The sequence below is a fragment of the Paenibacillus allorhizoplanae genome (genome assembly GCF_927798215.1).
In the GTDB taxonomy this organism is placed as follows: Bacteria; Bacillota; Bacilli; order Paenibacillales; family NBRC-103111; genus Paenibacillus_E; species Paenibacillus_E allorhizoplanae.
Window position 1 is genome coordinate 447,005 of sequence record NZ_CAKMMW010000001.1, and the last position, 13,294, is coordinate 460,298.

Annotated in this window: 9 protein-coding genes; 2 read left to right on the forward strand and 7 right to left on the reverse strand. The window is 43.4% G+C overall.

Annotated features, from left to right (window positions below; all coding sequences use genetic code 11):
* Positions 1-12: 12 nt before the first annotated feature.
* From L6I86_RS01555 to L6I86_RS01565, 3 genes are all read right to left on the reverse strand, one after another.
* Entirely contained in the window at positions 13-1,494 is a 1,482-nt protein-coding gene (locus L6I86_RS01555; protein ID WP_236284153.1) for an ABC transporter substrate-binding protein, read from the reverse strand.
* Positions 1,495-1,569: 75 nt separating this feature from the next.
* A complete protein-coding gene (locus L6I86_RS01560; protein ID WP_236284154.1) occupies positions 1,570-2,463 on the reverse strand; it encodes a carbohydrate ABC transporter permease in 894 nt (297 codons plus the stop codon).
* A 25-nt stretch (positions 2,464-2,488) separates the two neighbouring features.
* The gene (locus L6I86_RS01565) at positions 2,489-3,409 is read right to left on the reverse strand and encodes an ABC transporter permease (protein WP_236284155.1); all 921 of its coding nucleotides are present in this window, start codon (positions 3,407-3,409) and stop codon (positions 2,489-2,491) included.
* Positions 3,410-3,609: 200 nt separating this feature from the next.
* Between L6I86_RS01565 and L6I86_RS01570 the strand changes: the two genes are divergently transcribed.
* A complete protein-coding gene (locus L6I86_RS01570; protein WP_236284156.1) occupies positions 3,610-5,991 on the forward strand; it encodes an AraC family transcriptional regulator in 2,382 nt (793 codons plus the stop codon).
* A gap of 53 nt (positions 5,992-6,044) precedes the next feature.
* Here the strand turns inward: L6I86_RS01570 and L6I86_RS01575 are convergent, their stop codons facing one another.
* Positions 6,045-7,190, reverse strand: coding sequence for a glycoside hydrolase family 88 protein (locus tag L6I86_RS01575; RefSeq protein WP_236284157.1), 1,146 nt, complete (start codon positions 7,188-7,190; stop codon positions 6,045-6,047).
* A gap of 18 nt (positions 7,191-7,208) precedes the next feature.
* The gene (locus L6I86_RS01580) at positions 7,209-8,114 is read right to left on the reverse strand and encodes an aldo/keto reductase (protein ID WP_236284158.1); all 906 of its coding nucleotides are present in this window, start codon (positions 8,112-8,114) and stop codon (positions 7,209-7,211) included.
* 179 nt (positions 8,115-8,293) lie between these two features.
* Between L6I86_RS01580 and L6I86_RS01585 the strand changes: the two genes are divergently transcribed.
* Positions 8,294-9,166 (forward strand): helix-turn-helix transcriptional regulator, encoded by an 873-nt coding sequence (locus L6I86_RS01585; protein ID WP_236284159.1) that lies wholly within the window; start codon positions 8,294-8,296, stop codon positions 9,164-9,166.
* Positions 9,167-9,226: 60 nt separating this feature from the next.
* Here L6I86_RS01585 and L6I86_RS01590 read toward each other — a convergent pair whose 3' ends face one another.
* Complete coding sequence (locus L6I86_RS01590; protein ID WP_236284160.1) at positions 9,227-11,788, reverse strand: glycoside hydrolase family 2 protein; 2,562 nt, start codon at positions 11,786-11,788, stop codon at positions 9,227-9,229.
* A 29-nt stretch (positions 11,789-11,817) separates the two neighbouring features.
* Positions 11,818-13,287, reverse strand: a complete 1,470-nt coding sequence (gtfA, locus tag L6I86_RS01595) for a sucrose phosphorylase (protein WP_236284161.1) — start codon at positions 13,285-13,287, stop codon at positions 11,818-11,820.
* Positions 13,288-13,294 lie beyond the last annotated feature (7 nt).

Consider the following 13,294-nt stretch of genomic DNA (forward strand, 5'->3'; position numbering starts at 1 on the left):
AATCATTACGTCTTATTTCTGAGTCTTTCTCCACGCATCGACTTGCTTTTGAATTTCTGCCAACACTTTATCCTGACCTGCTGCTTTTCGTTTATCGGTGTAAAGCTTCATCATTTTGTCCGGATCATCAAGTCCGTTGATAAGAATTGGCTTAAATTCCGTTGTTACAGCTGTCAACTGAGCAAGTTCATTTTCCACATTCGTACGGTCAAATGTAAATCCAATTGCAGGATCAACCACAGAGGTATCATTCAGTTTCTTCGTTTGATCCCAAACATCATCCGGCTGTCCAGGTACAACAAAGCTATTGAATTCGTTTCCGAATAACCAGCCAGGTACAGAATAAGCATTTGCTTTCGGTTCAATGCGGTTAGCAGAAACCTTGGTATAATCCTGTCCCTCAAGTCCAAACTTCAGCAAATTGAACAGCTCTTTATTGGTATCGATCAAATTGATCAACATCATGGCGCGATCTGGGTTTTTCGAGGTCGTGCTAATGGCATTTAGCGTACTCGTTACTGCAGATTTACTAATGACAGAAGGGCCGGTTGTGAAATTAACAACGTCAAATCCATACGAAGCTTTTAGTTCGGCGTCGACACCTGGCTTTTGACGACTGTATCGGCTGAATACTTTGCCAGCTTTGATTAAAGATAACTCATCCTTCAGAGTAGCAACGTCTTGCGGGAAGAATCCTTTTTGATACCAGTCTCTCATCAGCTTAAATTGAGGGGCCATCTGTTCATATTGGTTAGTTACTTTCCATGTCTTCGTATCCACTACAAATGTGTCCACAACTAATGAAACAACATCATTGTAAGCCACATTAATGCCGTTACCATCCCTAAGGGCAGAAATGCCTGGTTCACCGTCTTTAATGGTTTGTAGAACGGGTGTCAAATCATTTAACGACTTCACTTTGGTCAAGTCAATTTTGTACTTATCTGCAAGATCCTTCTTCAACCAAAATCCTGGCTGGTCACCCATGATTTGGTTATTCGGAACGCCATACGTTTTCCCATTAACCTTAACGGCATCCCAAATTTCCTTTTTAAACATGTTTGTCAAATCAGGATATTTTGCCAACAGATCGTCTAACGGAATATACGCTCCTTTACTGACGTTATTCACATAGTTATTAACCCAGCTTGCAGTGAAAGCGATGTCATATTCTTCGCCAGAAGACATAACGAGCTGCATCTTTTTATCATAATCGGCTGGAGCGACATACTTGAATTCAACGGTTGCCTTGATTTTCTCATTGATAATTTCGTTCGCCTTTTGCATGACAGCTGCCCCGTTTTTAGGCTCTGCGCTTCGCAAGTACCAAACTAACTTTACTGGCTTTAATTCTTCCGGCTTTTGAGATACTGATGCTTGTGCCGTGCTGGTACTACTCGGCTTATCCGTATTTGTTGAACAACCTGCTAGAAGAGCCCCAATTGTTAGAATCGAAGTTAACGCTACAGTCATCTTTCTTTTTCTGTTTACCATGAACAACCCTCCATTATTATATGCTTATCTTAAACCTAGAATTTAAGGAATTCTAGTCTTAATTCATGCTTAGGGCTAGCCTTTGACAGCGCCCACCGTTAAACCTTTGGCGAAATACTTTTGAAAGAATGGGAATATGAACAGCATGGGTGCAATCGCTAACATGCACATGGCCATTCTGGCTGATTCACTCGGTAATTTGTTTAAAGCTGCCGTATCCACGATTCCGCCATCTTGCATATTTTTCAATATTTCTTGGATGTTACTCAACATAACCTGCAGCAAGTATTGGAGTGGGTACATGGATTGTTTGGTAATAAATAGAAGCGATGCAAACCAAGAGTTCCAGTAAACAAGTAATGTCAACAACCCTACAGTGGCTAAAACAGGAGTTGAGAGTGGAACGATGATTGTTAAGTAAATTCGCATCTCGCTTGCGCCATCGATTTTAGCCGATTCGACTAAGGAATCCGGCAGCGCCTTGAAGAAAGTACGCATTAAAAACATGTTCCAAATGTTTCCTAATAAAGGGAGAATCAATGCCCAATACGTATTTTGCACATGGAAAACCTTCGTCATTAGAATATAGTAAGGAACAATGCCCCCACTGAATAACGTTGTGAAGAACAAATAAAAAGTGATGAACCTGCCATACGTAAAATCCGATCTAGATAGCGCATAGGCACACATGGAAATGATAAGTACGGATACAAATGTACCTACAAAGGCCATAATAATCGTAACTTTATACGCATTAATAATGGTCATCGGATATTCCAAAATATAACGGTAAGCGTCAAAATCAACATGTAAGGGAATTAACTGGTAGCCAAACTTCGATAGATCTACTTCATTCGAGAGTGAGATTGACACGATTGCCAATAGTGGGATGATGAACATGGCAGAAATAGCGATAAAGAATAGATGAATCGGCAACATGGATAACTGGTATTTCTTGAAACTTGCCATTGCCTCTCTTCCTCCTCCATTCTTTTTAAAATAACGAATTATCTGAGTTTATTTTTCGCACCAACGCGTTCGTACTGACAACAAGCAGCAAACCCAGAACCGATTTCGTTAATCCTGCTGCGCTTGACATGCCAACATTACCTGAATCCGTTAACGCTCTGAAAATATAAGTGTCAATCACATCCGTCGAGCTGTATACGGTAGGCGAATTCATTGGAAGCTGGTAGAACAAGCCGAAATCAGCCGTAAAAATATGCCCAATGGCTAAAATCGTAAGAATGGTCATGAGTGGATACAGAAAAGGTACAGAGATTTTGATCAGAATCTGCCACTTGCTCGCTCCATCCATCTTGGCCGCCTCATAATAGGTAGGGTCAATACCTAGAAGCCCCGCATAATAAATGATGGCGCCGATCCCGATCTCTTTCCACATATTCGCTATTGGCATGATGTAGATCCAAGGGCCTGACTTATTGTACCAGTCTACGGATCCTAAACCAATATCTGTTAACCACTGATTTAACATCCCCGATCTTGGGTTTAGAAAAGAATAGGCCATATAGGCAACCACTACCCATGATAAAAAATGAGGGTAGAACATGATCGACTGATACGTTTTGAGCAGCTTCTTATTCGTAATTTCATATAGCAACAAAGCTACAAAGACAGATCCTACTAAATTAAGAACGATAAACGCTGAATTGTATCCCAATGTGTTACGAACAATTCGCCAGAGATCCGGAGAGCCGAATAAAAACCTGAAATTACTTAAACCCACCCACTCACTACCCAAAATACCTTTGTTAAACTGGTACCTTTTGAAAGCAACCATTGCTCCAAACATCGGTACATAACTGAAAATAGTTACATACATCACGAGAGGTAATGTTAGAGCAAGCAATACTTTGTTCTTCCGAAAATCTTTCCATATTTGTCTTAGCTGCATGATGTGATGACCTCCTTCTGGCATTTATCGTAACAGATGATTTGCCAAGTGAGATAGGCACAAAATTGAAGAATCGGTTTAAAATCAGGGTTCAAATTATGTGAATGAGTTCAATTCGAGGCAAATGAATTCCATAATCTCGCCCTTTCAACTATAATAAATGGAGACAACACATGATTCTAACGTAAAGGGGGAGTCGTATGAGGGTGAAATTTTTTCGTACGGGTCAGATCTATTTTTATAGCATGTTTACCAAAATCACATTCTTACTTACCTTAATCATGCTTGCGCTTTTGTTGTTTCTACATTTCAACTTTACAAACTACAGCATTGGGCTGCTCAATTCATCTAATCAGAAATTAATGAACCAGATCTATCAGAATGCACTGCAAATAAACAACTCGGTGCGCACCTACTCTAGTGCGATTTTTAATAACCCCAATACAACAAAATTAATGTATAGCGATGACATATCGGTTTTGGATCAGCTTAACAGCATTAATACGATTGAAACCTCGTTAGGAAGTGCGCCATTCATCTATTCCGCTTATGTGTATAACGGGAAGACGAACACTTATTATGCCATTGGAGCGAATACAGTCACTCGGAAAGATCAGTTTTATGACACGGAATTGGTTCAAATGTTTAAAGATCCCAAGCTATTACTGTCGCATACACCTATTCCAAGAAAAATTCCAGTATCAGAATTAGATCCTACGAAATTCGAGAATGTATTTTCCTACATCCTGCCTGAGTATTTTCCTGATAAACGGTTGAAAAATGCACTCGTTATCAATGTCCGAATGAATTGGATTTTCAATTCTCTTGCGTCCTATCAGGAATCTGATTCATTAACAGGTAATAATATCTTGATTATGGATCACAACGGGAACGTCATAGCCAATTCGGATCAAGAAAAAGACTTATTTCTAAGCAGTTTGTCCAACGAGCCTTTCGTTGCTCACGTATTAAAATCCACAAACCAATCTGGTGTTTTTACAGCTGACTTCAGAGGGACCTCCTCGATCATTACTTATACGTCATATGAGACATCGCCATGGATCTTGGTCAACATCACGCCTTACAAATATATTGCTGGAACCGTGAGTAAGGTGAAAGCGATTACAGTGACGATAGGACTTGTGATGCTCATCATCTGTCTCATTACAGGATTTTTACTCTCCAAGAATTTATATGATCCTGTGCGAAATTTAAGAAAAACAATTGGACGTCTGAACCAAGCACAGGAGCCAAAAGAGGACCATCACAATGAATTTCAGTACATCACTGATTCCATTGAGTCCACTCACTATCAACTTAACTCCCTTGAAGATTTCCGTAAGACCAATCTGTTCACGTTGAAACAGACGTATTTGAAGGATCTTCTCTTGAGTAAACATGTAAAAGAGGTCGATTACGAAGCGTTTTTTAAGCAGCATAATGTTCATTTTGATCCAAGAAGCTCCATTGCCCTTATTCTCTTTAAAACAGATCATTATGCGGCTTTTCATGCGAACTATAGCTCGAGGGATCAATCCTTATTACGATACTCGCTTCTTAATATAGCAAATGAAATCGTGCATCCTTCCTATCCATGCGAGTCCATCGATGCGGGTAGGGATCATGTAGTTACCTTATTAAATATGGAAGTATTCAGTGATCATGAACCTGGCTCCACAGATCACATCGAGCGTTTGAAGAGCTTGGCACAAGAGATTCAGCAAGTGTACGCCAAGTACTGTTCGATTAGCGTTTCAGCCTTTATTAGCGAACCTGTAACTTCCATTAAGGATGTCCGGGCCCTGTATGAGAGAACATTAGAGCTTTCCCATTATCGGATTAAATATGGCCATGGTTGCCTGCTCACCCAACAAACGATAAATAAGGTCAATTGGTCCGATTTCAATATCAATACGGCTTCTGTGCAGCAATTCCTTGACTGTATTCAGAAAGCCAAATTAGAAGAAGCCAAAACAGCCTACTGGAATTTGATACAAGAATTAACAGATTGCAGCTTCAATATCATCATGTTTACCTTATCGTATTTGTCCTCCAGCATCTTCAATCTGGTTAATCTCATGGAGCGAAATGGGACGATCTCCTTTGGTCTAGACTTCGTTTCTTTTGACAATACAATGAAATCAATGGAAGTATTCGACGAGATCAATTACGAGTTCATTACCCTTATATCCGCGATTGTTGGGAAAATCGAACAAAACCGAAGCGAGAAATCAGATATCGTGGTTTCCAACGCAATCCGCTTCATCGACTCCCATTATATGGACACAACCCTAACTTCCAATCGAGTAGCAGATCAGTTTAAATTAACGCCGGCTTATTTAGGCAAGCTCTTCCGTGAACATTCTTCACGATCGATCGCTGACTACATATCTGAAACTCGACTAGTGAAAGCATCTGAATTGCTTAAGGACTCGCCATTTAACGTAGATGAAATTATAGAAAAAATCGGTTGGGAAAATAAAAAGCATTTCTTCACCTTATTTAAAAAGCGGTTTGGCACTACCCCCACCGAATATCGGCTTAAATCCAGAGTGAGTGATATTCAGGAGATCTCACCGTAAATAAAAGCGGCCATTCTCAACTTGGAGAATGGCCGCTTTTATTTAAATTCCTCCTACCAGAAGGTGTCGTGCATGCCGCGCAGTTTGCAAACTGCCTCTGCGAAGAAGAAGTCACCATAGATCATCGGTACATTCACATGGGTATTCCGAGGTCGATTAGCGGTTCCCAATCTTAGAATGGCTTCTTCGTTTGGATCATCCCATGTCGTATATTTTTCGTTCAATTTAAAAATTAATTGCTCAGCCGCACGGCGATAGAACTCAGCTTCCCGCTCAGGTACCAGCAAACTCAATTCCAACATGCCCGTAGCTGCGCAAGCTGCTGAGCTCGAGTCCATTGCCATTCCTTCTTCCCATGGTGCTCGAAAGTCAAAGGGAGGTAACCCATCTTCAGGTACATTCGCTAGGAAGAAATGTGCTGCACGTTTAGCTGCATCGATATAGCGTTGATCTCCTGTATAGCGTGCGCTTAGGGCCATGCCATATAAAGACCATGCCGTGCCTCGCGCCCAAGCAGAATCAGGCGCATACCCTTGCCCGCCAAGGGCCTCTATTCTCTCTCCCGTTTCGGGGTCGAAACACACGATATGGTAAGTCGATCCATCTGGGCGAAGAAACTCACGCAACGTTGTATCCGCATGTAAAACGGCCACATGCTTGAAACGAGGATCTCCTGTTTCTTGGCTAGCCCAATAAAGCAGCGGTAAATTCATCATGCAGTCTATAATCGCCCAACCAACTCGCTCAGGCTGGTTCCAAGCACGAATGAAACCGCCTTTCACATTCAAACGACCAACGAGATGACTAGCTACCGTCAATGCCCTCCGTTTCGAATCTTCATTGCCGATCAGCTTGTATTGGGCCACGGAAGAGGGGCTCCACATAAAGCCAACATCATGGTGCAGTGGATAAAAGTCGGTGATCACCGTGTCCATTTTACCTTCAATCTGAGCAGCTGTTTCTTTGAGGCTTTCATTCTTGGTTTCACGATATACCATCCACAGAAGACCTGGCCAGAAGCCATTCGTCCACCAATCAGCCGCTTCTCTGTTGTACTTGCCATTCTCCGAAATGTAGGGAAATTCAGCGCCAATAGACGCATTCATGTGCTCAACTTTGTTTACAATTTGATTCCAAACCCTATCCAACCATCGTACATGCACGGTATCCGCTTTCATATTTGCTTCTAACTTAGACATGGGCTTTTCATTCTCCTTTTACCACTGTAGTGGCTGACCTGGGAATAAAGACAGCAAGCGATCTAATTCATGTTGCGGGATACCTACGCCATCGCAAAAACTGGCATTTAGTCCTAGCGATCGTAAGGACGTAGTTCCAGTTAACGTTACCGTAATGTCAGGGCTAGCAAGGCTGAAACGCATCGCAGGCTCAATTAATCCTTTGGGCTCTGACTTACGAAGGAAAGCTAACTGATCGATTCGTTGCTGTGCTTCGTTATATAAAGGCGAATCTGTCTTGATGAATGGCGCTGGCGCTTCTGCCAAAAGACCCATGCCGAGCACGCTGCCGTTAATAACGGCGACATTATGCTGTTTCGCCGTCGGTAGAAGCTCATCCATAGCCGTATAGTCAATCAACATATAACGGCAGAAGGTTTGCACGGAATCGATGTGGCCAGATCGAATGAATGGCAGCAACAGCGACGGATTGAAAGCGTTAACTCCGATAGCCCGCACTTTGCCCTGCTCCTTCAACTTCAGAAAAGCCGGGATCGTTTCGTTCATCCCCATTTCTGCATTCAACTCTGAAAGCTCGTGCATCTGAATAAGATCGACATAATCCGTCCCTAATCGTTTCAGACTATCTTCCACTGACTGAATCGTATTCTCGTATGTATAAGGAGTACCTCGCATAACCGCCTTCGTAGCAAGAAAAATTTGTTCTCTCTTGCTCTGAATCGCCTTCCCAATTCGTCTTTCACTTTCACCTGCACCATATAAAGGCGCTGTATCGATGAAATTGATTCCTAATTCCAAAGCCCGATCAATCACTTCAATGACTTGTTCATCCGTAACCGGACCGAAATCCCCACCAAGCGGAGCACCTCCAAGTCCAAGCTTTGAAACTCGCATTCCTGTTCTGCCAAATGACGTGTATTCCAAAATTATCGCATCCTTTTTTCATGATTGTTCGAACTTACAATGTCTCCATTATATGAAATCCGTCCGTATTAAAGTTATTCTCATTCGCATAAAATTGTTGTTTTCTTGTCATGTTTTCATAGATCATGTTACACTAAGCTCGCTGGACAATTCTATGCAATGATGGGGGGAAACATAGAATGAAATTATTGGAAGATATTGAATTACATGATATTCCCTTTCGCTTTAGTTATCGTAAATTTACAACTGATTTATATAAAGGATTCCACCATTGTCATCAAGGAATGGAGCTATTATTCGTTCATCAAGGCACCGGTCAAATCGTAGTGAATCGCCAAGTATATCCGATTAAATCGGGTACGCTCCTCTACCTGCAACCCTATCAACTGCATAACATACAGGTTCATGTACAACCAGACTCACCATTTGAGCGCACGATTGTCACATTAGAGCCCTCGATATTTGAACACTATTTCTCTTCATTCCCCCACTTAGAGCGTTATTTTCAGCATCTGTGGAAACATGAAGTCCAAGAACAGGTTCTCCAAAACGTTGACCAAACGCGGTTTATCTGCGAGTTATTCCTACATTACAATGCTAATTTCGCCTATTATCAGGATCATGAAAAACAACATAACTTCGCTTTAATGCTTCTGCAAATATTTCAATTTCTCTATACTAGAGGTTTTGGTAATCCCGTTGAAAATAGCTTACATCCGCAAAGGCAGCTTCGCTATTCAGAAAAAGTAATGAATTGGTTGGAAGGACATTATTCCGATGAACTATCCCTTGATACCTTAGCAGAGCATTTGCATATATCCAAGTATTATGTGTCCCGCATTTTCAAACAAGAAACCGGCTCAAGTCTAATGGCCTATATCCTTGCAAGGCGAATACGGCAAGCTTGTCTACTCTTACATATTACCAACAAAGGGGTAGAACAGATCAGTATTGAAGTGGGCATGAATAATTTTCCTTACTTTTGTCAAGCTTTCAAAAAACTTGTGGGTACAACGCCGATGAAATATAGAACAAAACAGCAACAAAATTGACATAAAATAATAAAACCGGTACTGGTAATATCCCAGTCCGGTTTTGTGTATATGCCATTGCTATCCCACTGTCCGCTTATCCGCATTGAGGGCCTGGACGGACAGCATGCTGTCATTCCCCGCATCTTTCCAGACAGCTGTAACCGTGCGACTTTCCCCCGGCAGCAGATGGAACCCGCTGTGGCTGATATAGACCGATCCTTCGGCATCCAAGGATCTTTCATCATCGATTCGTACAAGCAGGGCGGCATACTCCCCACTGTTTGTAACGCTGACGCTCCAGTTCTGTCCATTGCACTCCGAATGGATTTCCAGTGTTGTGCGAGGAAGTTCCAGCATAGGTTGAAGATTTTCCGCCGTGGAGAACAGATAACGATTGGAGGCAATTATGACACCCGACGTCATCTTGAGCTGAAGTGTAAGAAAAAATAGCTTTCCAGTGATCTCAGGTAATTGAGAGCCGATATCTCCGAAATTTTCCGCTTTATTAGCGCCCACGTTTATCGTACGTTGCCCGCTTGCAAAGGTATGGCCGGAAGCTCCCGCCATCGACCAGTGAAGGTCCACCTCCGTGTAATCCTGGGTATCGCCGTTTGTTACCCATAGTTCCGCTTCAAAATCCAGTTCGTCCGCCCACACCTGTTTTGCGAATTTTGCCGTTACAGAAACTGTGCTGTACGCTTGTGCTGAGGCATAATACAGATGCTTCGGGCGACCGAAGTAATCAACGGCCGATGTGCACGCAGCCATAGGATAAGGTTCGTTGAACATCCATGGCAGGGCGCCGCTGTTGCGGAATTTCCGAGCACGATTCCGTTCGATAGCGTATCGCACACCCTCTGCCTGTAAGAACTGGGTCGCCTCAATGGCCGTTTCAAGATTGGGCAGCTCACCGAAAATGCCTTGCCATTGCTTTTCCTGCACCCACCAGGAACCCAAGTGATACCACACTGGATTTTGCAGTGTAACCGGCCAGCGATTTTCCGGCTTCAGCGTCGCCTCCAGCGCTTTCAGGTTTGTGAGGCCGTCCGCGCCGAATTCGCTGTGTAATAAATTAGCTCCAGCATTGAAAAGCGTATATTGTGCCGTCAAGCCCTCATGATGCCAAGGACCATGTACATCGTGCAGGTCGTCAGGTCGGTTCCGACTCATATTAATACCGTTAAACGGCAGTGGACCGGAAGGTGAGCACGGCAGCCATAAGCGGTCAGGATCGAGTCGCTTGACTGTCGCTTGGAGCGCTGCAAGTACGGGTTCTTCACCGTTTAATGGAAGCTTGTCCAACGACTCCAGTTCATTTCCCCCACACCACAGCACGAGTGACGGATGATTTCGTTTTAGGGGTATAAAGCTCTCCGCTTCCTTTACAACTCGGCTGATGAACGACTCCTCCTCTTTCGGCTTACTGTTAAAGGCGGAGCTTGTCAGGTTGAACTCTTGCCAGACCATAATACCCAACCGGTTGCAAAGGTCGTAGAATGCATCCGTTTCAATTAAACCCACACCATTGACCCGAATTAGATTCACATTGGCTTCCTTCGCGAGGGTGAGAAGATGTTCGAGCTTTTCTTGGCGCTCTACACCGTAAAGGACATCGATCGGCACCCAATTATATCCTTTGACATATACTTTGCGGCCATTCAAGGTGAGCGTGTACGACAGTGCGCTCGGATGAGATGTTTCGTTTGGCGAAAACTCCAATTGTCTTATGCCGAATTTAGTCACTCTGTGAGAGGATATTTCTTCTGAGCCTGTCTCCTTTACGGTAACGGTCAGCTCATAGAGAGGCTGCGCACCTTCCCCATTCGGCCACCAAAGCTCAGGTTTTTCAATAGGCAGCATGACCTCAAGCTTAGTTAGTCCCTTTGTCAACGTCTGTGTGGAGTAGATTTTGCTGGCGACTTCGCTCCCGTTATGATCAATCGTCAGATCGATATCTGCCGAGATCTCTTGTCTGGAGGATACCTCGATGCTTACAGAAACCTCCGCACGGGAATAATCCGCGTTCAGTTGCGGCCGGACGTAAACATCCTCAACCGTTACTGGCCCGGAAAACGCTATGTATACCTCCTGCCAAATACCTAAATGAACCATACGAGGTGTAAAATCCCACCAATAATTCATTCTCGTTTTCGTATGCCCGACTTTGGACGTTCGCCCCATCTGGGACTCGGAAGGAGGAGCTGGGTCAAGGACCACGGTCAACCAGTTATCCGCCCCGTATCGGAGATGAGAAGCGACATCATACTCGGCAGGTGTAAACATCGCTTCATGAGTGCCGAGCAAAGTGCCGTTCAGATAAATATGCGCACTGTAATCGATGCCTCGGAGGTGAAGTCTTGCGCATCTTCCCTCGTCCTCTGCATCAACATGAAATGTCTTGCGGTATACCCAAGAGCGCTGCGGAATCCACTCCAGCATCAGGCTGTTTTGTTCAAAATAAGGATCAGGCACTGTCCCATTGTCCCAAAGGTCCTGGTGAATGCTGCCTGGAACCGTTGCCGTAATCCATGGTCGCGGATCCGATGGCTTGTCGCTTTCGACCTGTTTTGTCCGCCATGCTTCGTCAATGAAATCCAACACCTTCCAATTATCACCATTTAAACATAGTTTGCTGCTCATGTCTGATCCCTCCATACTGATGACGTTATTTATACGAAATATTGATTCATTTCACCGTTATTTCCTAAATAATCGATGACTGTTCGCTTCGTTTTCAAATCAATAAACAACGTACAGGAGTAGCTATCCTTATGCCAGGTAAGTCTTACTTCATCCGTAGCCGATTCCAGCACATTGAAATCCCCATTAAAGGCGGGATACTCATTTCTGAATCGGATAAGCTTTAACAATCGTTGGACAACGTTCTTTTGCAAAGAAGCTTCAATTTCATGCATCGTGTAGTTGTGACGGTTCATGGCACGATTTTCCCCCGTCACTTTGACAGCTTCATCATCATTTTCTCCTGCCAATAATCCAACATAATAAACCTGTGGGATACCTGGAGCAAAGAATTGAATCGCCCTGGAAGCAATATAGGCGTCATCATCATGACCCAATACCGAATAATAGGTGCCGCCTATTTGGTGAACATCAAAGCCGCCATCGCCTTTGTGCTCATCGGATACGATCAGACTAAGCGTTGAACCTCTTTCTACACATAGATCGACTACTTTTCTTGCAGCCTTCGTATCGACGACATCCGCCAAATCAGGCAATACAGGAATACCATCATGGCAATCCAACATGGTAAATTGCTTGCTCGGACGTACTTTCAAATAGTCACAAAGCTTCTCGCTAGAGTTGTTCAACATCGTCTCGAGAATCGTATATGGCAAAATAAAATCATAAATCCAGTAACCGCGCTCAGCTAGCTTATTTTGGATTTGGAAATGCGCATGCACTTCAGGCAGCAGCTGAATTCCTTGGGAATCCGCCATTTCCTTCATCCAATCAAGAAATTTGTAGATGTCCGGCTCTACGAAGAAACAGCTTGTTCCCAACTTCTTGATAACAAAACCGACTGCATCCAGTCTCACCGTCTTCACATTATTTCTGGAGAAATTCGCAAAGAATTCCGTTAAAAGCTGTTTAACCTTCTCTGACTTGATATCCAGGTCAATCTGCTCGGAAGGATCTTCCTTGCCGAATGTTGTCCATACCGTTTCCTCGGCACCCGTTTCTTCAATGTGAAAAGTAGAATACGGTCTCGGTCTTCGTAAGAAAATCTTATCGACATCTTCCTGAACAGGCTTCCCGTCATCCCAGATCTTGTCCAACGTAATAAACAGATCCGCATATTCGGACTTGCGTCCATGCTTCAAGAAGTCCTGAAAATACGTTGATTTTCTGGAAATATGGTTAACCATTAAATCCACAAGCACGTCATAATGTTGACCTATCGCCTTTATATCCTCCCAAGTACCAAACGTCGGCTCAATTTCCAAATAAGTGAGTGGCGCAAATCCCCTATCCCCCGACGAAGGAAATGGAGGCAATATATGAATGCCACCTTTGAAAATATCTGAGAAATACGTTAACAGCACCTGATTAAGTGACTTTAAATCGCCACCAAGTGAGTCTGGGTACGTAATGAGCTGAACTTGATTCTTCTGCGGCATCGTAGTC

Excerpts from the sequence above, each read along its gene's own strand:
- L6I86_RS01555 (WP_236284153.1), bottom strand. The coding sequence starts at position 1,494 with ATGGTAAACAGAAAAAGAAAGATGACTGTAGCGTTAACTTCGATTCTA.
- L6I86_RS01560 (WP_236284154.1), bottom strand. The coding sequence starts at position 2,463 with ATGGCAAGTTTCAAGAAATACCAGTTATCCATGTTGCCGATTCATCTA.
- L6I86_RS01565 (WP_236284155.1), bottom strand. The coding sequence starts at position 3,409 with ATGCAGCTAAGACAAATATGGAAAGATTTTCGGAAGAACAAAGTATTG.
- L6I86_RS01570 (WP_236284156.1), top strand. The coding sequence starts at position 3,610 with ATGAGGGTGAAATTTTTTCGTACGGGTCAGATCTATTTTTATAGCATG.
- L6I86_RS01575 (WP_236284157.1), bottom strand. The coding sequence starts at position 7,190 with ATGTCTAAGTTAGAAGCAAATATGAAAGCGGATACCGTGCATGTACGA.
- L6I86_RS01585 (WP_236284159.1), top strand. The coding sequence starts at position 8,294 with ATGAAATTATTGGAAGATATTGAATTACATGATATTCCCTTTCGCTTT.
- L6I86_RS01590 (WP_236284160.1), bottom strand. The coding sequence starts at position 11,788 with ATGAGCAGCAAACTATGTTTAAATGGTGATAATTGGAAGGTGTTGGAT.
- gtfA (WP_236284161.1), bottom strand. The coding sequence starts at position 13,287 with ATGCCGCAGAAGAATCAAGTTCAGCTCATTACGTACCCAGACTCACTT.